This is a genomic window from Limosilactobacillus alvi (assembly GCF_016900115.1).
Lineage (GTDB): Bacteria > Bacillota > Bacilli > Lactobacillales > Lactobacillaceae > Limosilactobacillus > Limosilactobacillus alvi.
This window is the reverse complement of record NZ_JACJJQ010000002.1, coordinates 26,028-48,953: the sequence shown is the minus strand read 5'-3', so window position 1 is coordinate 48,953 and position 22,926 is coordinate 26,028. Positions and strand designations below refer to the sequence as shown.

19 protein-coding genes are annotated in these 22,926 nt (G+C 45.7%); all 19 read right to left on the bottom strand.

Going from position 1 to position 22,926, the window contains the following annotated elements; all coding sequences use genetic code 11:
- Positions 1–62: 62 nt before the first annotated feature.
- On the bottom strand, positions 63–374 hold the full coding sequence (locus H5993_RS00655) for a DUF1292 domain-containing protein (protein WP_204775824.1): 312 nt from the start codon (positions 372–374) through the stop codon (positions 63–65).
- Positions 375–383: 9 nt separating this feature from the next.
- The gene (gene ruvX, locus H5993_RS00650; RefSeq protein ID WP_180871575.1) at positions 384–821 is read right to left on the bottom strand and encodes a Holliday junction resolvase RuvX; all 438 of its coding nucleotides are present in this window, start codon (positions 819–821) and stop codon (positions 384–386) included.
- Positions 821–1,081, bottom strand: a complete 261-nt coding sequence (locus H5993_RS00645) for an IreB family regulatory phosphoprotein (protein WP_180871574.1) — start codon at positions 1,079–1,081, stop codon at positions 821–823. The genes ruvX and H5993_RS00645 overlap by 1 nt, the downstream gene beginning before the upstream one ends.
- Before the next feature lie 81 nt (positions 1,082–1,162).
- On the bottom strand, positions 1,163–1,303 hold the full coding sequence (locus H5993_RS00640) for a hypothetical protein (protein WP_204775823.1): 141 nt from the start codon (positions 1,301–1,303) through the stop codon (positions 1,163–1,165).
- A 476-nt stretch (positions 1,304–1,779) separates the two neighbouring features.
- Positions 1,780–4,428, bottom strand: a complete 2,649-nt coding sequence (gene alaS / locus H5993_RS00635) for an alanine--tRNA ligase (RefSeq protein ID WP_204775866.1) — start codon at positions 4,426–4,428, stop codon at positions 1,780–1,782.
- Positions 4,429–4,817: 389 nt separating this feature from the next.
- Positions 4,818–6,200 (bottom strand): DEAD/DEAH box helicase, encoded by a 1,383-nt coding sequence (locus tag H5993_RS00630; protein ID WP_204775822.1) that lies wholly within the window; start codon positions 6,198–6,200, stop codon positions 4,818–4,820.
- 23 nt (positions 6,201–6,223) lie between these two features.
- Positions 6,224–7,171: a DHH family phosphoesterase gene (locus H5993_RS00625; protein ID WP_204775821.1), complete on the bottom strand. Its 948-nt coding sequence runs from the start codon at positions 7,169–7,171 to the stop codon at positions 6,224–6,226.
- Between the two features lie 131 nt (positions 7,172–7,302).
- Positions 7,303–7,707, bottom strand: a complete 405-nt coding sequence (gene yajC / locus H5993_RS00620; RefSeq protein ID WP_204775865.1) for a preprotein translocase subunit YajC — start codon at positions 7,705–7,707, stop codon at positions 7,303–7,305.
- 80 nt (positions 7,708–7,787) lie between these two features.
- Positions 7,788–8,702, bottom strand: coding sequence for a tRNA-guanine transglycosylase (locus H5993_RS00615; RefSeq protein WP_204775820.1), 915 nt, complete (start codon positions 8,700–8,702; stop codon positions 7,788–7,790).
- The gene (gene ruvB / locus H5993_RS00610) at positions 8,699–9,724 is read right to left on the bottom strand and encodes a Holliday junction branch migration DNA helicase RuvB (protein ID WP_204775819.1); all 1,026 of its coding nucleotides are present in this window, start codon (positions 9,722–9,724) and stop codon (positions 8,699–8,701) included. The genes H5993_RS00615 and ruvB overlap by 4 nt, the downstream gene beginning before the upstream one ends.
- Before the next feature lie 24 nt (positions 9,725–9,748).
- Positions 9,749–10,351, bottom strand: a complete 603-nt coding sequence (gene ruvA, locus H5993_RS00605) for a Holliday junction branch migration protein RuvA (RefSeq protein WP_204775818.1) — start codon at positions 10,349–10,351, stop codon at positions 9,749–9,751.
- 14 nt (positions 10,352–10,365) lie between these two features.
- Positions 10,366–12,342, bottom strand: a complete 1,977-nt coding sequence (gene mutL, locus H5993_RS00600; RefSeq protein ID WP_204775817.1) for a DNA mismatch repair endonuclease MutL — start codon at positions 12,340–12,342, stop codon at positions 10,366–10,368.
- 9 nt (positions 12,343–12,351) lie between these two features.
- Positions 12,352–14,919, bottom strand: coding sequence for a DNA mismatch repair protein MutS (gene mutS, locus H5993_RS00595; protein WP_204775864.1), 2,568 nt, complete (start codon positions 14,917–14,919; stop codon positions 12,352–12,354).
- A 255-nt stretch (positions 14,920–15,174) separates the two neighbouring features.
- A complete protein-coding gene (rny, locus tag H5993_RS00590) occupies positions 15,175–16,728 on the bottom strand; it encodes a ribonuclease Y (RefSeq protein WP_370524326.1) in 1,554 nt (517 codons plus the stop codon).
- 405 nt (positions 16,729–17,133) lie between these two features.
- Positions 17,134–18,204 carry a recombinase RecA gene (gene recA / locus H5993_RS00585; RefSeq protein ID WP_180871566.1) on the bottom strand — a complete coding sequence of 357 codons (1,071 nt, stop codon included), beginning with the start codon at positions 18,202–18,204 and terminating at the stop codon, positions 17,134–17,136.
- Positions 18,205–18,285: 81 nt separating this feature from the next.
- Positions 18,286–19,536, bottom strand: coding sequence for a competence/damage-inducible protein A (locus tag H5993_RS00580; protein WP_204775816.1), 1,251 nt, complete (start codon positions 19,534–19,536; stop codon positions 18,286–18,288).
- A gap of 314 nt (positions 19,537–19,850) precedes the next feature.
- Positions 19,851–20,435, bottom strand: a complete 585-nt coding sequence (gene pgsA / locus H5993_RS00575) for a CDP-diacylglycerol--glycerol-3-phosphate 3-phosphatidyltransferase (protein ID WP_180871564.1) — start codon at positions 20,433–20,435, stop codon at positions 19,851–19,853.
- 24 nt (positions 20,436–20,459) lie between these two features.
- A complete protein-coding gene (locus H5993_RS00570) occupies positions 20,460–21,554 on the bottom strand; it encodes a helix-turn-helix domain-containing protein (RefSeq protein ID WP_204775815.1) in 1,095 nt (364 codons plus the stop codon).
- Between the two features lie 93 nt (positions 21,555–21,647).
- Positions 21,648–22,925, bottom strand: a complete 1,278-nt coding sequence (yfmH, locus tag H5993_RS00565; RefSeq protein ID WP_204775814.1) for an EF-P 5-aminopentanol modification-associated protein YfmH — start codon at positions 22,923–22,925, stop codon at positions 21,648–21,650.
- Between the last annotated feature and the right edge of the window lies 1 nt (position 22,926).

Sequence of the window (22,926 nt, the reverse complement as noted above, 5' to 3'; positions counted from 1 at the left end):
TAGGCTACCAATTAAGAGGAATTTTTTAACCTCAGATTGGTAGCCTTTTTTAATATCCAAAATTACAGGTTCAAGTTACCTTCATCGTCAATAAAGGTGTTCATTACTTCTTGAACCATATCCCATTCTTCATCACTTTCGATTGGAAGCAATTGAAGTTCTTCACTTTCATCTGCTGGTTCATTAAAAGCAAAGGCTTGGATATCAACTTCTTCGTCGTTTTCTTGGTCTAACGGGTAAAGGCAAATGTACCACTTACCAGTTTCCGGATTTTGAAACCGCATGGCTTCCTTGTACAGTTCTTCATTGCCCTTTTCATCAACGAGTGTAAATACTTCGCCGTCGTCTTGAATTGGTTTAATCTCTTCTGCCATTTTTCTTCCTCACAATCTGGCGGTTAATTTTCCCTTGCGGTCAAGGTAATTTTGTAAAATCAAGCTCGCCGCTAATTCATCAATGACTTTCTTTTGCTTCCGGCGCGAAACATCGGCTTCTTCAACCAACATCCGATGTGCTTGAACCGTGGTTAAGCGTTCGTCTTGGTAGTCAACGGGTAAGGCAAACTTTTCTTCTAACATTGCCCCATAATGCCGAGCTGCTTCTACCCGGGGCCCTTCTGTATTATTCATATTTTTGGGCAAGCCAACCACAAAGCCAGCAATCTGCCGCCCCTTCATTAGTTCTGCTACTCGGTCGAGGCCGAAAACTTCCTCATCTTCATTAATTGGAATAATTTCGATCCCTTGCGCTGTCCAGCCAAGGGGATCACTTTCCGCAATTCCAACCGTTTTTGAACCAACATCTAAGCCCATTAACCTCATTAGTGTTCACCATTCCGTTTTAAGTAATCCTTCACTAGCTCTTCGATAATTTCATCGCGTTCGTGTTGACGGATTAAGTTGCGGGCATTGTTAAGCCGTGGAATGTAAGCGGGATCCCCAGATAATAGATACCCCACAATTTGGTTAATTGGGTTGTAGCCTTTTTCTTCTAAAGCTTCGTATACAGTTTTCAACGTTTCTTTAACGTCTTTTTGATGCTTTTGACCAAAATCAAAAAACATTGTTTCATCGCTAGCCATTTTGGTCACCTCCACAAGTTTATCAATTACCTATTTTACATTATCCCGGCTAAAAGTACAATTTTCCGACTTCAATTTGACTTAAGTAATCATTAAGAAAGCGATCATATTACCAGCGATGGTTTTAAAGACCGCGGTGATGATCGTGAAACTAAGCTTATTCATTACTGGTTTATTGGAAATTAACTTCCGTTCAGTTACTGCTTCGTTTAAATTTATCATCGTAGAGACCGTAGTCTTCAGCCTAAGTTTCTGGGTGAATTTCTGAACTGTCGCGGATTCTCGCTAAAACATTGCCAATCCATCGATAAGTATATATTATACTGGATCCAGCCCCTGTATCTGGGTTTTTATTATTTTTCTAATTAAAAAAGCGACTGGGAAGAAACTCGTGTTTCTTCCCAGCCCATATTTCATCTCCGAATGTTATTCAGTAACTAAGGTCAAAGCAGTAGCTGAATGGCAGTTGCTTCCCTAACGGTCGCACCAACCTATTCAGCCTTGCATGGGCTCACAAACGCCAAACCAGTTGGCTGGTTCGCTCCAAATCACGGCCTTAGGGGATAAGTGCGAACGAAAGGCCGATTCTAATGAATCAACCTTCGTTCTTCTTATCCCAACCAGGCCGTCAAGGAGCTTTTTTCCCATCCTCTCTTTTAACTTTTAAGTTAACCACTAGTAGTTACAAATCAGCCTTGCTATTTCATCCATTCCTTTGCTTGGTCAATTGCGGTTTGCAAACCGGCAGGATTCTTACCACCAGCTTGGGCAAGGGTTGGCCGACCGCCACCACCACCATTGATAGCTGGAGCAATCGCCTTAATCAAGTCGCCGGCCTTCAGTTCCTTGCTCTTGGCATCACTTACAGCAACTAACAAGTTCGCCTTGTCGTCAACCGCTGTTCCAAGAACCAGTACATCAGACAAGTTCTTTTGTCGCCACTCGTCGGCCATTTGTCGTAATTGACCCATTCCAGCAACTTTAACCACCGCTGCAATCAAAGAACCCTTTGGCGTAGTTTCAACTTTATCAAAGGCAGCCCCAGCTTGTTGGGCAGCTACCTTAGCTTGTAAGGCTTCGTTAGCCTTCTTCGTTTCCTTCAAGTCAGCTTGGATTTCAGCTAAGCGATGTGGCACATCCTTAACTTGGGCAGCTTTAACTTCACTAGCTGCTTGGTCAAGTAAGTCAAGCCGTTCTTGCATAAATTTGAAGGCATCACTTGCCGTCACCGCTTCGATCCGCCGAACTCCGGCACCAACCCCACCTTCAGAAACAATCTTAAAGAGGCCCAGTTCATTAGTGTTCTTAACGTGGTCCCCACCACAAAATTCGGTGTTGAAATCCCCGATCTTAACAACCCGGACGGTATCACCGTACTTGTCGGAGAAGAGCGCAATTGCCCCCATCTTCTTCGCAGATTCAATATCGGTTTCCACGGTCGTCACTGGAATTTCTTTCCAGATTTGTTCATTAACCATATCTTCAACCTTCTTCAGGTCTTCAGCCGTTACTTGGCCAAAGTGATTAAAGTCAAACCGCAGATAGTGGGCTTCCACTAAAGAACCAGCTTGTTGCGTATGGCCACCAAGGACGTTCCGTAATGCTTGGTCTAACAAGTGAGTTGCCGTGTGGTTCTTTTCAATCTTCAAGTGCCGCGCCCGGTCAACGACTAACTTGTAACGGGCCCCAAGCTTCAATGGTTCGCTTAATTGTACCCGGTGTAAGTTTTGTTGGTTTGGTGCGTGTTGAACATCAACCACCCGGCCAACAACCTTGCCGTAATTATCAATGATGTCACCAGTATCAGCAACTTGACCACCCATTTCAGCGTAGAATGGCGTTTGGTCAAAAATTACTTCGACATCCTTTGCACTTGGATCAGCACTTTCGACATGTTGACCATCGCTAGCTAAACCAATTACCTTGGCATTTTCAACTTCAAGGTCTGTGTAACCAACATACTTACTTTCATCCTTAAAGTCGGTCCAGAGGTCAGTTTGAACCCCCATCCCGTTATCCATGTCCCGCGCATTCCGCGCCCGGTTTTGTTGTTCGGTCATGGCAGCCGCGAAGCCCTTATCATCAACCGTCAAACCTTCGTCAGCGGCATATTCTTCGGTTAATTCAACCGGGAAACCATAAGTATCGTAAAGTTTGAAGGCCGTTTGCCCATCAATTTGCTTGGTGCCAGTAGTCTTAGCTTCTTCGATCACTTGGTTTAAGAGGCTTAAACCACCGTTCAAGGTTGCACTAAACCGGTCTTCTTCAGACTTAATGACCTTGGCAACATAATCGGCGTTTTCAAGGACATCTGGGTAGTAGTCCTTCATAATTTCACCGACCGTCGGCACCATCTTAGCCAAGAATGGTTCATCGATGCCTAACTTCTTGCCGGCCACAACCGACCGCCGTAAGAGCCGCCGAATAACGTAACCCCGCCCCATGTTAGAAGGCAAAGCTCCATCATTAATGGCAAAGGTAATTGACCGGATGTGGTCAGCGATAATCTTAAATTGGATATCGTCAGTCTTGTTTTTACCGTACTGCTTACCATCACTGAAGCCTTCGACTTGCTTGATTAATGGCATAAAGAGATCGGTTTCAAAGTTGGTTGGGGCGTTTTCAAAAATGGAAACCACCCGTTCCAGGCCCATCCCCGTATCAATGTTCTTATGTGGCAATGGTTCATAAGTATCTTCTGGAGTATGGTTGAATTGAGAGAAAACAATATTCCAAATTTCCAGGTACCGTTCGTTTTCACCGCCTGGGTAACTTTCGGGATCATCTTCGGGAAGGTTGTTAAACTCTTGCCCCCGGTCGTAGAAAATTTCCGTATCAGGACCAGAAGGACCTTGACCAATATCCCAGAAATTATCTTGATCTGGAATTAAGTGATCTTCTTTAACCCCAGCCTTCAACCAATCCTTCTTGGCCGCATCATCCTTTGGATAGTAAGTGATGTAAAGGCGTTCCGGATCGAAGCCAAACCATTCATCGCTAGTTAAAAGTTCCCAAGCCCAAGGAATAACATCATCCTTGAAGTAGTCCCCAACGGAGAAGTTCCCCAGCATTTCAAACATTGTGTGGTGCCGGGCTGTCTTCCCCACGTTTTCAATATCGTTAGTCCGAATGCTCTTTTGAGAAGAAGTCATCCGGGGATTCTTAGGAACAACTTGCCCGTCAAAGTACTTCTTCATCGTTGCCACCCCAGAGTTGATCCAAAGTAAGGTTGGATCATCAACTGGTACGAGGGAACGACTTGGCATTTCCGTGTGTCCGTGTTGGATAAAGAAGTCCAAATACATTCGCCGGACTTGAGCGCTGTTAAGCTTCTTTAGTTCTTTCACCATTCTCATCCTTTCTTATAAAACAAAATCCACCGTTGGAACAGAGACGCCAAGACGCGGTACCACTCTGCTTGCAACGATGGATTTCGTAGCCACTTTAAGCACATTATTATTATTTTCAAAACTGGGTAGCAACCTAAGCCCCAAATTACCACTTTTCATCTTTCCGTGGCTCGCTGAAACTTGTTCTAACTTAGATCATGTCCCAAATACGCTAACATTATACAAAAGGCTCTAACTGAAATCAAGTTAATAACAACTTTTCCAGGAAATCTGCGATGATAAGGACCATCAGCCGTGGAAACCGGCAGTGACGGATTCAAGGATGAGTCCTTAGCTGGAGCAAATTCCTCAGAAAAGCTAGCTTGCGCACTATGTCGCCTGATAAACTATTCGCCCTGTTTTTGCCGGGCGCGCTCAATGCGGTGTTGCTTTTGACGAGCACGTTTAGCCTTCCGTTGTTTGTGCCGCATTTCTTGTTTAGCCTTTTGGCGTTCATCCTCTTTAATCTTGGACTTAATCCGCTTCTTATAACCTGGCTTAACCTTTTTCTTCGTCTTCTTGACAAAACCCTTCAGACTGGGATCGAGGGCCATTTTACGCCGATGATAGGATTGGCGACGGTTTCGGTCGTAAGTCGTCTTTACGCGGCCATTTTGTAGTACCTTTGGAATAAATTTAATTCCTCGAGCTTCTAATTTAGCAACTAGGTCGTCTTCGGCTGGTGCGTAAAGGGTAATCGCCGTTCCTTTGAGGTTTCCTCGCCCTGTCCGACCAACCCGGTGAATAAAGTATTCCAGGTCCGTTGGAATATCATCGTTAAGCACTAAGGAAACTCCATCGAGGTCAATTCCCCGTGCTGCCAAGTCGGTGGCGACAATGTATTGATAGTCCATATTGCGAACTTGGCGCATTGTCTTTTTCCGCTCCCGTGGTTCTAAGCCCCCATGAATCAAGGCAACCTTTAAGCCCCGTTCCATTAGATAAGCGTGGAGTTCTTCTGCCCGTTCTCGAGTGTTAGCAAAAACTAGCGCTAAAAATGGTTCCCCAAGCGTTAAGAGCCGGTAGACTAAGTCGTTCTTATCTCGGCCCTTAGTGGACATTAACCAGTTTTCCACGTTTGGATTAATCACCGTTTCGGTTGGAATTTCTTCAATGACTGGGTTTTCTAGGTACTTCTTCAAGAATGGCCGTAATCCTTGGGGAATCGTCGCGGAGAACACCATCATTTGTAATGCTTCCGGGAAATGCGCCGCAATTTGGTCAACTGGTTCCAAAAAGCCCATATCCAAAGTCATATCAGCTTCATCAATCACGAACTGGGTTGCCAAGTGGATATCTAAGGCTTGGGAATTAATTAAGTCTAAGATCCGTCCCGGCGTCCCGATGACCAATTGAGGTTGCTTTCGGGAAAGTTGTTCCACTTGATGTTGCTTATCGGTTCCCCCAACATAGTTATGAATGGTAAAGGGGGTTGGCGCAAACTGGTTTAATTGCTTCGCCGCACTGTAGATTTGGTAAGCTAATTCCCGACTTGGCGTGGTAATTACCGCTTGAACTGTTTGATTTGCTGGATCGAGCTTGGAAAAGATTGGTAACAAGAAAGCGTGAGTTTTCCCACTCCCCGTTTGGGATTGACCAACGACACTCTTCCCTTGCAAAATCAACGGAATCACCTTCGCCTGGACTGGCGTTGGCTCGTGGAACTTTAAATCATCAATCGCTGGCATCAGCCATGGCGCTAAATTGAGCTCATTAAATTTAGGCATCATTGCCTCCTTTCAGTTACATTCGCTTACTTTTTAAAGTTTTTGGTTAAAGTTGTTAATTCTTGAATTACTTGGTTAATTTCGGCATGGTCAGCGGCTTGGGCCCCAGAAGCCAGTGGATGACCGCCACCATTGTGGGCCTTAGCTAAGCCGTTAATTTCAGGGCCCTTAGAACGAAGCCGGATCCGGTAATGGCCATCTCCTTGGACAACGAAGATCGCCCAGGCCAAAACATCGCTAATTCGACCAGGAAGCGAAACAATTGCCGACGTCCCTGCTTCGGTAATCCCAAATTCATCTAGGGTGGCTTGTTCTAAGACTAAATACCCAGCCCCATCCTTAATTTGGAGGTTTTGATAAACATAAGCTGACAACCGCGCGGCCGCCAAAGAAATTTCGTTTTCGCGTTGGTTAATGGCTGCTGCATCAGCTCCAGCAGCCATTAAAGCACCGGCAACTAACATCGTCCGCGCTGAAGTGGCTGGGTAAAGAAAGCGGCCAGTATCGCCAATAATCCCAGCATAAAGGGCATCCGCTGCCTTCTTAGGTAAGACTAGTTGCTTAGCAAAGTGTTGATAAAAGTCGTAGATCATTTCAGAAGTACTGGAAGCTTCTGGCCGGATCCACATTAAATCACCAAAGGGCTCGTCATTCGGATGGTGGTCAATCTTAATTAGGAGACTCCCGTTATCGAAGCGCCGGTCATCAACCCGCGGCGCATTGGCGGTATCAGTTACGATGACAAGGGCATTATTATAATCATCCCCATCGACCGTATCCATTGTTCCAATCCAATCAAGACTGGGGATATCTTTACCAACAACGTATATTTCCTTGTAAGGGAAGGAAGCCTTTAGAATTTCAGCTAACCCCACTTGGGAACCAATAGCGTCCGGATCAGGGCGTTGATGGCGATGAATAATAATCTTCGAATACTTGTCAATCGCATTGTAAATCTCAGCTAATGTGTCCATGATGGCTTCCTTTCCAAAGTCTTATTTAATCAGTAACAATTAATTATAACAAAATTTTGGTTTGTCTGGGATATTTTCTGTTAAATTAAAAAGCTACCTTTCGCAAACTCACGAAGGTAGCTCGATTTTGGTTATTCCTTTTCATCCTTTGGGGCTTCGGCATCATCCTTAGCTGATTCATCAGCTTCAGCGGCTTCTTCCTTTGGAGCTTCGGCTTTGTCGTTATCTGCCTTAGCTTCTTTTTCTTCAGTCGGCGTAGCACTAGCTGGTGCTTCGGTTGCGGCTTGGGATTCAACCCGTTGGATTGCGCCAAGGTCAAAGACTAAGTAGATTCCTTCGCAATCTAAGGTAACCGTCCGCTTTTGGTTGTCAACTTCAGAAACCACCCCATGAAGTCGGCCAATCGTAACCACGTGATCACCTGGCTTTAATTGGCTCATCATAGCTTGATGCTTCTTTTGTTGCTTTTGTTGTGGGCGGATCATGAAGAAGTACATTAAAGCCACCATCAACACAATTAATAAAATACTAGACATTCCGTTGTTCAACTGTTTTCTTCCTTTCTATCATAAACATTGCTAACAACAACGATACCAGAAAAGTCTTGAAAAGCAAACTACTTTCCGGTTTGTTTGATAATTTCTTTTACGTTATGGAGTAAGAGTAAGCGACTTGCTAATGGTTCTTTAGCATGTAACATCGCGTGCAAGCTTGCTCGCGTAAAGCCAGTGCAGGCCGGACAATTGCAACCAGCTTCAAGCGGACTGAACTGTCCCCCAAATGCTTGGTGCCGCAAGTTGACAACTTCACCATCAACCAAGGCCTTGCCGCCTAACCCCTGTTTAAGTGGCCAAGCTGACAAGATGTAGTCAATGCCGAGCTTCTGACTCAACTCAATTGTTGCCAGATTCGGAGCAACGACTGCCGTTGAAGTCCCCTTTGGTAACAGTTTTAAGGTTAACTCAAGGCTCCGTTGCCATTCCGTAAGTTCTGCAACTGGCGGCAAGTTAGTAATGAAAGCCCCGATATTATTGGGTAAAGCAGCGATACTTGCTTGGCGGAGCGCCTTTAAGCCGGCTCCCAAAACCGGCAAAAAAGTTGCCGAAGCACCTTGATTCCATTCAATGTTGGCTTGCATTGCCCGTTCAAGATCGTCGACGGGGGCGTAATAATCTGGATTTTGAAACATTCCCACGGTAATCTCTGCCTTGGTAGCTGTTTGCCATTGTTGATAAGTTGCCGGCGTTAGGGTCAATTTCGCTTGATTCTGCGGATCTTGATAATGGATTCCCGTCTTCGCCAAGTTCTTTTTTACTTTACGAACCGGAGCAAAGTCCCCCGCTAAGGTCATTAACTGACCTGACCAGTTAAGTAACGACTTTAACCCTCCGGCTTGGTTAATCAAGTTAAATCCCGGTTGGCGTTCGTAATCAACCAGCTTCACCGCTAAGGTTTGAACCCCAACGGCCTGCAATTGGGAACCTAAAACTGGTAGCCAGGCTGCTTGAAAGTATGGGACAAATTCCGTCATGCTTTACCTCCTTGGTCTGGAAAGGGAATTCCAAGATGTTCATAAGCTGCTGGAGTGACTAACCGTCCCCGCGGCGTCCGGGAAATAAAGCCGATCTGGAGGAGATATGGTTCGTAAACTTCTTCAATTGTCGCCGCTTCTTCCCCAATATTGGCCGCAATCGTTTTAACCCCAACTGGGCCACCACCATAATAGTTTATCATCGTAAGTAACATCTTCCGGTCGGTAGCATCTAACCCTTTTTGATCCACGTCAAGCATTGTCAAGGCCCGATCAACACTTGCTTCATCGATTTCATCTTTGCCCGCAACTTGGGCAAAGTCTCGTACCCGTTTTAAAAGCCGGTTTGCAATCCGCGGGGTCCCTCGCGACCGCCAGGCTAAGGCTTTCGCTCCGGCTGGATTAATTGCCGTCGTAAAAATCCGCGCACTCCGATTAATGATCTGTTCAAGTTCGCTTGGTTGGTAGTAAGCTAAGCGTTCAATAATTCCAAACCGATCCCGCAGTGGTGCTGATAATAACCCAACCCGGGTCGTTGCCCCCACCAAGGTAAATGGTGGCAATGGGAAATGAACCGGATGAGCGGTTGGGCCTTCGCCGACGACAATATCGATGTAGTAGTCTTCCATTGCCGAGTACAACATTTCTTCAACCACTTTCGGTAGCCGATGAATCTCATCAATAAACAAGACATCCCCCGGCTTCAATTCATTTAACAGGGCCACTAAGTCCCCCGGCTTTTCAATTGCTGGACCAGAAGTGGTCTTAATCCCCACTTCCATCTCATTGGCAATCACCATTGCTAACGTCGTTTTCCCTAAACCGGGTGGTCCATATAAGAGGACGTGGTCAAGAGCTTCTTCTCTGGCTTTAGCTGCCGCAATATAGACCTTCAGTTCGTCTTTAATCTTTTGTTGCCCAATATAAGTCGCTAAGGTCTGCGGTCGAAGACTAACTTCTAATTGACCTTCGGCGTCATTTTCAACATCTGGTCCCATGACCCCATGTTCTTCGGTTGCCATTCTTTTCCCCCTAACTTAAAAATTCTAGTTCAGTAACTTCAAACCTTCCCGGAGATATTGATCGGTTGTTAGGGCGTCCTCACCTTGCAAAAGCTTCTTTTCAACTTGCTTTACGTCTCTTTCCGCATAGCCTAAGGCTTTCAAGGCCGCTAAGGCATCTTCTAAGGCTGGATTAGCTGCCACTTTGGTTGCCTTAATCGTAAAGTCGAGTTCATTTGTTGGGAGGAGACTATCTACCTTATCTTGCAATTCAATAATAATCCGGGAAGCCGTCTTCTTACCAATCCCCGGGAACTTTGCGAGATAGTTAGCATTATTTTCCCGAATTGCTTGAATCAAAGCTTGGTGATCCGGATTAGCAAGGATTGCTAACCCACTCTTCGGCCCAATGCCAGAAACACTGATAAGCTTTTCAAAGAGTTGCTTTTCATCGCCACTTTGAAACCCGAAGAGGGTAATGCTGTCATCTTTAACGGCTTGATAAACGTAAACGGTCACTAGCTTATCAGCATTCACTTCGTAGGCATACGGGTTTGCCACTGCTAGGCGAAAACCAACCCCATTGACCTCAACTACAATGTAGGTTGGCTTAACAATGGTGACATAACCTTTCAAATATTCGTACATTAACTTATTCCTTCCTAAAATTCATGATCGTCAAATTCCCCGGCATATGGTTGATGACTATCCTGAATCCGCTTAAACATTTTTTCTAGATCTCGGTCGGTCAAATGAATCAATACGGGCCGCCCATGGGGACAATTAAAGGGATTTTCACAACTTGGCAATCGTTTTAACAAGGCTACCGCTTCTCGTTGATCAAGGTGGTGGTTAGCCTTAATTGCTCGTTTACAACTCATCATAATTGCCGTTTTCTCCCGAAAATTAGCTACCGTAATCCGACCATCCTTTAAGACCCAATCAATCATTTCTCGAATCGTTGCCTCTTCTTGCCCGGCCACAAACCAAGTTGGATGTTCTTGAATCAAAAAACTATTCTGACCAAAGGTACTCAAATGCAACCCAGCTCCAGCTAGGACTTCCAAATGTCGCCGAATCATGAGGGCATCCGTTAGGGAATAGTTTAAAACCAAGGGAGTTAAAAAGCTCTGTTGGTCAGCACTCACTTCCCCAATCTCTTTTCGGAAACGTTCATAATTAACCCGTTCTTGTGCTGCATGTTGGTCAAGAATATAGAGACCGTCTGAAGCCTGCGCCAAGAGAAAAGTCCCCTGGAGTTGCCCGATATAAGTGAGATCCGGGAACCGCTTTTGGGCCGGTTCACCGGTATCTTCAATTGGTAAACTAACCTGTTCTGGTTGCGGAACTGAGGTTTCTTTTTTAGCGATTTCTAAATCTGCAAATGGTGGCATCGTTCCTTCGGCCCGGTATCGTTGATCAAAAGCCGCTACGACCGGACTTTTAAGGTCACTAATTTGGTGAATGATAATTGGGGCGGTCACTTCACTATCATTACCATCCGCCGCTGCTGGATTTGGTTGTTGAGCTTCTTTGGGGGGAGTAAGATTTTCTTGGTAGGTAACTTGGGTTTCTTGAACCGCCGTTTGAGTCGGCATTACTTGTTTTGCCGCCACCAATTTTTGGGCGGTTTTCCCGACATCAGGAATCAAATTTTCCTTGGCTAAACGTTCATAAATTGCCTTCGCAATCAAAGCCGATAATTGTTCCTCTTTACTTAAACGAACTTCGCGCTTGGCCGGGTGAACATTGACATCAACCAGGGCCGGGTCTAGTTCAATTTCTAGGACTGCAAAGGGATATCGGCCAACCATTAGTTTGGAACCATACCCAGCAATAATAGCTTTATTCAAGGTAAAGTTACGGATATACCGATGATTAATCAAAAGGGTCTGGTATTTTCCAGACGACCGGGTAAGCTCTGGCAAGGAAACATAGCCACTAACCTTAAAATCATCGTCTGCGCCTGCTATTGCGACCATCTTCCGGGCTACTTGCACCCCATAAATAGCAGCGATCACTTGATGGAGATTGCCATTACCGGCTGATCGGAAAAGTTCCTTACCATTATTGGATAAGCTAATCGCGATCGTGGGATTTCCCAAAGCTAAGCGGTAAACAATATCGACAATATGCCCCAGTTCAGTCTTGGGGGACTTTAAATACTTGAGCCGGGCCGGCGTGTTGTAAAAGAGTTGGCTAACAGTCACGTCCGTTCCAGGACGAGAAGCTGCCGGACCTTCTTCAACCACCTTTCCCCCCTTAACGTGGTACAAATAGCCGTCTGCCCCAGCCACTGTAGTGATCAATTTCAAATCTGCTACCGAGGCAATACTTGGTAACGCTTCGCCCCGAAATCCCATCGTCGTCACCTTAAACAGTTGTAACTTTGAATTGATCTTACTGGTGGCATGGCGTTTGAAGGCAATCGGGACCTGGGACTTTTCAATCCCATCACCATCGTCAATTACCCGAATTTCGGCTAGACCGGCTTCTTGAATCAAAATGTCGATCCGCCGACTATGGGCATCAATTGCATTTTCAACTAATTCTTTGACCACTGAAGCTGGTCGTTCAATGACTTCCCCGGCCGCAATTTGATTGGCTAATACCGTGGGAAGTTCCCGAATTTCAGCCATTTTGCTCACCTACCTTAACTTTCGTTGCCATTGATAAACTTGATTCATCACTTCCATTGGGGTCATCCCCATTAAGTCAAGGTCTTTCAACTGTTTCAATACGCGATTTGCCTTGGTATTTGAGGGTTTATTTGTTGGTGTCGGATCAAAAAGATCCATTTGCCCGGAGGCTTCCGTTACTAATTTTGGTTCCGGTGTAGCGGAAACTGGCGTTGGTACCGTTGCTTTTTTCCCCTCAAGTTTGGTCAAAATGGTATCAGCCCGTTTTAATAAGGAATCCGGCAAGCCTGCTAATTTGGCGACATGAATTCCGTATGACTTATCCGCTGGGCCGGCTTCGACCCGGTGTAAGAAGACTAATTCACCATTTTCCTCACTCGCCCCAACGTGTACATTTTTTAACTGTGTCAACCGTTGATCAAGCGTCGTTAACTCATGATAGTGGGTTGAAAACAGGGTTTTCGCATGGACATGATCATGAACATATTCAATAATTGCTTGAGCCAAGGCCATCCCATCATAGGTTGCCGTTCCCCGGCCAATTTCATCAAAGAGAATCAAAGAATTTGGAGTAGCGTGTTGAAGGGCGTTGTTGGCTTCCATCATTTCAACCATAAAGGTACTTTCTCCTGAAACCAGATCATCCGCCGCTCCAATTCGGGTAAAAATTTGGTCAAAAATTGGCAATAACGCTGAATCCGCGGGGACAAAACACCCAACCTGAGCCATCACTGCAATCAAGGCTAACTGCCGCATATAAGTACTCTTCCCAGACATGTTTGGCCCGGTAATCAGTAAAATCTCGGTATTAGGATCCATTACCACATCATTTGGAACATACTCTTGGTGGCCTAGGAACTTTTCCACAACTGGGTGGCGACCTGCTTTAATCTTTAGTTCATGACCTTGATTTAATTTGGGCCGCACAAAGTGATAATCTTCGCTGACTACGGCAAAGGATTGTAAAACATCTAATTCCGCTAAACTAGCCGCCAGCTTTTGAAGTCGTCCAATCTGGGCTTTTACCTTATCCCTGACCGCTACGAAGAGGTCGTATTCCATGGAAGTTGACTTTTCTTGCGCTTCCATGATGATGGCTTCTTTCTCCTTTAATTCTGGCGTTGAGAACCGTTCCGCATTCACCAGTGTTTGTTTTCGTTCATAACGATCAGCCGGCAACTTAGCAATATTAGCCTTCGTAACTTCAATGTAGTATCCAAAGACATGGTTGTAACCAATCTTTAAGTTATTAATCCCGGTTGCTTCGCGTTCTTTTTTCTGGAGTTGGGCAATCCATTCCTTACCGTTATTCATCGCATCCCGGTAAGTATCAAGCTGGTCATTGTAACCCACCTTAATTACCCCACCATCAGTAACCGAAACTGGCGCATCTTCAACAATTGCCTGGTCAATTAGGGTGGCCACATCCGCTAAGGGATCTAGTTTGGCCAGCATCTGGTCAAATACGGGGGCTTCAAGGGTTTCCAAAACATACTTAATTTTGGGCACTTGGTTCAACGACGTTTTGAGTTGAATTAAGTCGCGACCATTGACACTGCCGTAAGCCACCCGGCCCGCTAGCCGTTCCAAATCATAGACCTTGGTTAATTCTTCTTGCAGGTTACTCCGCTCGAAGTAGTGATCCAAAAGGACCGCAACCTTATCTTGCCGTTCAGTAATTTCATCCAAGTTGATTAATGGCCGATCAAGCCAGCGCTTTAACAGTCGACTTCCCATCGCGGTTTTGGTGGCATCGAGTAGCCATGCCAAGGTGCCTTGGCGCTTACCACTCCGCATATTAACCATTAATTCCAGATTCGCCTTAGAGTTATGGTCAATTTCCATGTAGGAATTTAATTCATAGGACTGCGCAATTTGCATGTGGGCCAAGGCCCGCTTTTGAGTGGTAAGCAGATAGGATACCAGCAAGGTCACCACTTGTTTTTCGCCAGCATCCGTTAATTCTTGAGTAAGGTAGGCAATTTCAGCTTGCGGTTCTTGCGTCGTTTGCTTTGATAAAAGTAAATTGCGCTTATTCAAAGTCGCCACCAAATCGGCTGGCAGGGCTTGTTCATAAACGATTTCTTTGGTTTGGAGATTAATTAATTCGTTTAAAACCGCGCCTTGATTAGCCAAAGTTGTAACCTTAAGCTCCCCGGTTGAAAGGTCAGCGTAGGCGAGCTTAAAACCGTTTTCAACTGGTAGGACGGCCGTTAAGTAATTATTTGATTGGGCGGCGTCTCCTTTCAGATCCATCTTCGTCCCTGGGGTAATTAATCGCGTAACCGCCCGCTTAACCATCCCCTTAGCCTTTTTCGGATCTTCCATCTGTTCACAAATGGCAACTTTATACCCCTTATCAATTAAAATATCAACATAGTTTTCAACCGCCCGGTGGGGTACTCCACACATTGGGATCGGATTTGCAGAACTATGATTCCGGGTGGTTAAAGTCAATTCGAGTAATTGGGAACCCTTAATTGCATCATCGTTAAAAAGTTCGTAAAAATCTCCTAACCGATAAAACAAAAACGCATCTGGATACTGATCCTTTACCTTTTGGTATTGCGCCATCATGGGCGTCAGTTTTGCTTTTGCCAAAATTTTCCCCTTACCTTTTCTATTCTTTATGATTGCAATTTCAGTTCTGATAACATGTGGTGATCGCTTGGAATAAGCACTCGATCTCAACTAAATCTCCTACGTAGACGCGATTCTAAGCTACATCCCAGGCAAACCTACCTTTATTAAATCAGCGTCAACGAGGGGGCGCGATGCCATACTCAGTTGACGCTGTCTCAAGCCGGTCTTCACCAGCACTACTTATTTATCCTACTTTGCATAATCGACCGCTCGGACTTCCCGAATAACGGTAACTTTGATATGACCAGGATACTCGAGTTGATCCTCGATCTCTTGCTTAACATCATGGGCTAAAGCCGCTGCTTGCCGATCATTAACCTTATTTGGTTTTACGATCACCCGTAATTCCCGACCAGCTTGGATGGCAAAACTATGATCAACTCCGCGATGATCATTAGCAATCTTTTCTAATTGCTTTAACCGTTGGATATATTGCTCGAGCGATTCACTCCGTGCTCCTGGCCGGGCACCAGAGATGGCATCTGCCGCTTGGACGAGCACAGCGATAATCGAAGTTGGTTCTACGTCGCCGTGGTGGGAAGCAATCGTATTGATCACAATTGGACTTTCCTTGTATTTCCGGGTTAATTCAACCCCAAGTTCAACGTGGGAACCATCTACTTCATGGTCAATTGCTTTCCCAATATCATGAAGTAAGCCGGCCCGTTTAGCCATCGTTACGTCTTGGCCGAGTTCAGCCGCCATAATCCCAGCTAGCTTGGCCACTTCAATCGAGTGTTGCAAAACATTTTGTCCGTAACTAGTCCGGTATTCCATTCGCCCGATCGTCTTCATGAGGTCCGGATGAACAGAATGCAAGCCTAGGTCAAAGACGGTTTGTTCGCCGACTTCCCGAAGGTGGTTATCCATATCCTTTTGGGCCTTTTCAACCGCTTCTTCAATTCGGGCTGGATGAATCCGGCCATCTTGGATCAAATGTTCCAAGGCCATCTTAGCGATTTCCCGCCGGACCGGATCAAAACCGCTCAGCACTACGGCTTCTGGGGTATCATCAATAATTAAATCAATCCCCGTTAAAGTCTCCAAGGTCCGAATATTTCGGCCCTCCCGACCAATAATTCGGCCTTTCATCTCGTCATTCGGTAAGTTAACTACTGAAACCGTAGCTTCTGAAACCATATCGGCTGCTGAACGTTGGATGGCTTCGACAATCAAGGTTTTGGCCTTCCGATCGGCAACTAATTCTGCTTCCTGTTCGCTTTCCCGAATCATAGTTTCACGTTCAACCCGCAATTCATCTTTCAATTGACTCAAAATCTTCTCTCGTGCTTGGTCACGAGTTAAATTAGCAACTTCGGCTAACTTTTCCTGTTGAGCTTGTACCAATTGGGCTACTTGTTGTTGATCCTTTTGAATTTGCTCGTTTCGCTGTTCGACTTTACGTTCGCGAGAACTAATAGCATTTTCTCGATGTTCAAGGAGATTATCCTTACGATCCAAGGTTGTTTCCCGTTGGAGGAGTCTTTCTTCTTGCTTTTGAACTTCACTCCGCCGACTCTTTAACTCTTGTTCGACACTTTCACGGTAACGGTGACTTTCTTCCTTGGCTTCCAAGATTGCCTCTTTCTTGGCAGTCGCCGCATCCTTCTTAGCTTTTTCAATAATCTCCTCGGCGCTATTGTGCGCTTGTGTAATCTGCCGTTCCAAAATTGACTTTCGAATTACATAACCGACAATAATCCCGACAACAATAGCGATGACGGCGGTAAATAAGTTTGTCATACCCATTTCCCCCTCCAAATCAACTATTATTTCGTTATTGGTTTTTAAAATTTTTAACCGATACGTAAAATTTAACGTACAGACTTAATTTTATACGGGCAGAAATAAGGTGTCAACAGGCTAACTCAGAAAGAAAATGAGAGGGCGGGAAGAAACTCAAATTACTTCCCGCCCTCTCTTCATCTCCGCTTATTACTCAGAAACTACGGTCAAAGCAGTCGCTGAATGGTAGTTGTCTCCCTCGTCGGTCACCCCCAAACGATTCAGCCTTACAAGGGCTCACAAACGCCAAGCAAATTGGTTAGTTTGCTCCAAGGCTAATGCTAACAAATTAGCCTTCGTTCTGCTGATCCCAACCAGGCCGTCGAGGAGCTTTTCCCCAGCAGCATCAATTGCATCTAAAATTTAAGACTTAGTTGCTCCTGACCTTTTACTTTTGGAATCCGTTGCTTGATCCTTTGGTTCAGCAACTTCTTCTTCACTTGGCTGATCCATGCCATAAGCAACCCGGACCTTCTTCATTAGGAGGTTCATTTCCGTTGGGTGTTCAGTTAACCACTTTTTGGCGTTTTCCCGACCTTGACCAATCCGTTCTTCGCCGTAGGAATACCAAGCCCCACTCTTCTTAATCAAGTCCTTATCCGCCGCCATATCAAGCAATTCACCCATCTTAGAGATCCCTTGCCCGTACATGATGTCGACTTCGGCCTTTTTAAACGGTGGTGCAACCTTGTTCTTAACCACTTTAATCTTAGCGCGGTTCCCAATTATATCAGAACCGTCCTTAATTGGTTCTCCCCGCCGGATTTCAAGCCGCACCGTGGAGTAAAACTTCAAAGCCCGACCACCTGGGGTGGTTTCAGGGTTACCGAACATCACCCCAACCTTTTCCCGAATTTGGTTAATAAAGATGGCAATCGTCTTGGTCTTATTAATTGTCCCCGACAACTTCCGTAGGGCTTGGGACATTAGCCGGGCTTGCAAACCAACGTGCGCGTCCCCCATTTCGCCATCAATTTCCGCTCGCGGAACTAGGGCCGCCACGGAGTCAATAACCACAATATCGATGGCTCCACTAGAAATCAAGGCATCGGCAATTTGTAACCCTTGTTCCCCCGTATCTGGTTGGGAAAGCAAAAGATCGTCAATATTAACTCCTAAGGCCTTGGCATATTCTGGATCCAAGGCATTTTCAGCATCAATGTAAGCTGCCGTCCCACCTTGTTGTTGGACTTCGGCAACCGCATGTAAGGCCACCGTCGTCTTCCCAGAACTTTCTGGACCGTACATTTCAATAATCCGGCCTCGTGGGTATCCTCCGACACCAAGTGCTTCATCAATTGCTAATGAACCACTTGAGACCGTAGCAATTTTCGTGTCTGCAGCGTCCCCCATCCGCATAATGGCACCCTTACCGAAACTCTTTTCAATCTTCTTCAGGGCGGTATCGAGGGCCGCTTTCCGTTCGTCAGCCACTTACTTCACTTCCTTTTCAAATCCTAGCATTAATAATATCAGTTTTTTCGCTAAAAACCAAGTCTTTTTCGAACCCGCGTTCTAATTTTCTGCTTGTAGGCGATGATACAGGGCTAGTAAAACTTGGGCCACACTCTGATTTCGAATGGTTTGCCGTCCTAAAAGCCCGGTTAATTTTAATTGCCAGGCCTTGGTTGGGTAATTCTTTTGGGCAATTGCCACAAAAACCGTTCCGGCCGGGTGGCCTTCTAAGGCATCCGGACCAGCGACCCCCGTAAACGAAACCCCCAAGTCAGCATCCATGGCTTGTCGAGCGCCTTCGGCCATCGCCGTAGCCGTTTCCGCACTGACCACGCCGTACTTTTGAATCGTTGTCGCTGGCACACCAACTAATTTTTCTTTCGCCCCGGCTGCATAGGTGACAAAGCCACCGTTAAAAACATTCGAGGCACCACTCACACTACAAAGGGTGCTTTGGAAAAGCCCCCCCGTTAAGCTTTCCGCCGCGGTAATTCGATACCCTTTTGCCCGTAAGAGGCGGACAACTTCACCTGCTAAATTTAATCCGTCCCCGGTGCCAAAGTAATATTGTTTTTCCCGGGCAATAATTCTTGCTTCGGCTTGATCCAAAGTTTGTTTAGCGACTGTTGCCTCCATTCCGCTCACCTTTAAGCGAACTTGAATTTCCGCTGGTTGAACATACGAAGTGGCAACAACCGGTGAATTTCCCAAGGTTGAAGTAATTTCATCCATCAAAAGGGATTCCGGTTGACCGACAAAGTGGAGGTTGCGCGTAATAATTGAGTTTGTAACTCGAAACTGCTTTTTTAGTTCCGGTAAAAGTGATTGCTTTACCATCGCTTTGAACTCACTTGGTGGGCCGGGAAGCACCACTGTGGTTACTTTGCCAGTCGTCACCATTGTCCCCAAGGCCAAACCAACCGGATTAGCCAAGGCTATTCCGTCAGCTAGATAATAGGCTTGGCGAATATTTTCTGGCGTCATCGTGACATGCCGCCGTTCAAAGTTAGCTTGGATGGTCGCCCAGTGATCTTCATCAAGGACCAGTTCTTTTCCTAAAGCTTTGGCAACACTAGGCATTGTTTGATCATCATCAGTCGGCCCCAAGCCCCCACAAACAAAAACTAATTGGGCGCGTTTTTGGGCCGTCCGAACTGCCGCAATAATCCGTTCTGGTTCGTCATCAACTGTGGTTTGGTAATGGGCCACTAAATCTATCTGGCGGAGCTGATCCGCCAAGTAGGCAACGTTGGTATTCACGATTTGGCCCAGAATCAGTTCGTTGCCAACGGAAATAATCTCTACTTCCATAAAATATCCCCCTACTTTATATATACGTAATTTTTCCTGATTTCTTAGAAAAAAGCTTTTTAAATTTTGATGAGAAACCAATTTTACTTAGCTAACACCTATTTTACTCGCTTTAAACGAAAATGTTATAAAAAGGATGAGGCCGGGAAGAAACATGAGTTTCTTTCCGGCCTCTTTTTCATCTCCGAATGTTACTCAGTAACTAAGGTCAAAAAGCACGGCCTTACGGATAAGTGTGCAGGCAGACCAATTCTGGTAGCCTTCATCCTCCTTATCCCAGCTCGGTCGTTAGGCAGATTTTCTCCCTACCTGATTTATTTAAACCCGTCACTAAAGATATCCTTACTCTTAATGAAGTAATCGGCCCCGGAGTAAACCGTGAAGAATAGGCAGATGTACAACATAATTTCCCCAAATGGGATGTGCGCATAAGCAAAAATGGCGTTGTGTAATAACAAGAAGATAATCGCAATGAACTGGGTGGTCGTCTTAATCTTTCCTGGCATCTTAGCGGCCATCACTTGACCGTTTTGTTCCACGATCAGTAAACGGAGCCCCGTTACGGAGAGTTCCCGCCAAATGATCACCACCGTTACCCAAGCTGGCACACTACCACTAGCCGTTAAAACAATGAAGGCCGTCATCACTAGCAACTTGTCCGCAAGTGGATCGGCAAACTTCCCAAAGTTAGTAACTAAGTGATCTCGCCGGGCAATCCGCCCATCTAAGTTATCAGTAATCGTAGCCGCAATAAAGAGGACCGTTGCCCAAACCTGAGCAACCGGTACTGTGGCCCCTAAAAAGCTAACGTCGCCCCAACCAAGGGGTAAAACCATCAGTAATAAGAAAAATGGAATAATAATTAACCGCACGACGGTTAACTTATTTGGTAAATTCAAACTAACTCCTCCTCAAAAGCTCGCCTACCGACTAGTTGTGGTAGCAGTGTTATTCGTTGTCGTCGCAGTCGTCGTCCGTTGGTTGTTAGCCGTGGTCGTTGATTGTCCCGTCGTCGTTGTTCCGGTCGTCCGTTGACTCGTACTAGTAGTGGTAGTCCCGGTTGTTGTCCGCGTAGTTCCCGTAGTACCAGTTGTTGTTGCAGTTGAGATCGAGCTTGAACTTGCTGACGCAGAACTCGTTTGGGTGGAACTAGAGCCAAAGTTAATCGTAATTACCCGAGTTGATGGATAACGATTATTATTGGTAAAGTTTAGCGTTTGATTACCGAGCTTAATTGTTACCCCACTAGCACTACCAAGGGTAATAACCACCTTCTTAGCCGTCTTTGCAAGCGTAACTGAACCCGTTTGCTTGGCTTGCAATGTCTTGGCCAACCGGCTCGTGTTATCTACGTTAACGGAAGTGTAAAGCGCATTTGTTCCAGCCTTGACCGTCAAATCAGTACTCTTCTTTAAAGTTGCGGTCGTGTTGTAAACAACGCTGGTGGAAGTCCGGGAAGCTTCCGTTAACTTCAACTTGGATTCTTTTTGCTTGCTACTTGATGAAGAAGCCTTTTTCTTGCTAGAACGGCTTGATTCACCCGAAACAGAAACGGAGCTCGAATCAATCTTGGTTGCCGAATCCGCATGGTTCTTAATAATTGTTGTCACCCAAATGGCCCCTAAGATGATTACTACGATCGCCCCAACAATAACCGTGGGGATGTACTTCCGGGCCCGATCAAAGCCATCGGTCGTCACTTTATGGCTCCCCCGCCGGGTTTCAACCGCTTGGCTTAAATGTTCAGAGTACTCCGTCGTCTTGGTCTTAGGCAAGTAATCATCATAATCCTTCAAAAGTTCATTGCCATCAAGGCCGACCGTATCGGCGTATTGCTTAACAAAAGCTCGGACATAGAAATCCCCCGGCAATTCGTCAAACTTTTCGTCTTCAATCGCAATTAAGTAGCGCTTTTGAATCTTGGTAGCTTGTTGTAAATCATCGAGCGTATAGCCATTAGCGACCCGCGCATCTTTTAACTGTTGCCCAATTTGCAAGTGTTTTTCATTTTCACTCATGCTCTATCCTCAATTCTTTTTCCTAATAACCTAGGCAAGTATAGCACATTCTTTTTCCCAACGAATTTAAAGTTTTTATAATTTCTTTTGGAATTAATTAGCGTCAATTTCGTAGACCGTTAACCGTTCTGGTTCCATAAAGTCCTTAGCAACCGCTTCAACCTCTTCCCAGGTCAAAGCCTTTAGCGTCCGAATTTCATCAAAAATCGTTAAACTCCCCATGTCCCGGGTCGCAAACCGGTTAACCACCGTTTCCGGCGAGTCTAAAGCACCAACTAGGCGACCTAAAATGCCGTTTTTTAACATCATAAATTGATCCTTCACCGCAGCCAGTTCCACACTAGCGTTTTCCACTAACTGGCTAATGGCATCTCGAAAGGCGGCCTGTTGTTCGGTTTCAGTCGCAAACAAGGCGAAGTTAAAGCCCCGGTTACTTTCAAAGTTGAAACTGAAGGAATCATCGATAATTCCCCGGTTGTACAAGTCTTGATAATGTCGGCCGGTATCATCAAAGAGGAGTTCCAACATTAATGAAATTGCCAATTGGCGCTTTAAGCGGACCCGGGGATCAGTTGTCGATTGAACACCCCGTAACCCGACAATTACCTTCGGTCGGCTAACCGGCATTGTTAAGTGCCGGTAAGGTAAGATATCTTTGCCAGTTGGATCTGCAACTTCGAAAGTTATGGCCTTTCCAGTTGGCGCTTTAAAAGCCTTTTGGGCTTGGTTATCTTTGATCCACTGTAAAGTTTCTTCAGGATCTAAGTTCCCCGCCAGTTGAAGGGTCAGATATTCTGGTTGGTAATAGGCAGCGTGGGCCGCATACAATAGCTCTGGGGTAATCTTTTGCAATGATTCTTCGGTCCCGGCAATGTCGTCCGCTAAGGGATCGTGGGGATAAAGATTTCCCAACATGCCCATATAAAGCCGGCTATCTGGATTGTCATTGTACATCCGAATTTCCTGGGAAATAATGCCAATTTCCTTTTGGACTGTTTGATCCGTAAAGTATGGGGTTTGGACAAAATCTAAAAGCACGTCGAGGTTTTCTTTGAAATGCCCAGTCGTGGAGTAGAGGTAGCTGGTCTGCGTAAAAGCGGTAAAAGCATTAGCATCAGCTCCTAAGGCCCCAAAGAGATCAAAGGCATCATGATCCGCCTTTTCAAATAACTTGTGTTCCAAAAAGTGGGCCATCCCAGCCGGAATTGGCTGACCATCTGGTAACGACCGATCGACCGCCCCAAAATCGGTCGTCAACATGGCATAGGTCTTGTGAAACCCGGTCATCGGGATTAATCGGACCCGCAGGCCATTTTCGAGGGTGGTTTCATACACCGTTTGATTAAATTCACTATAAGTTCGGGTTTCCATC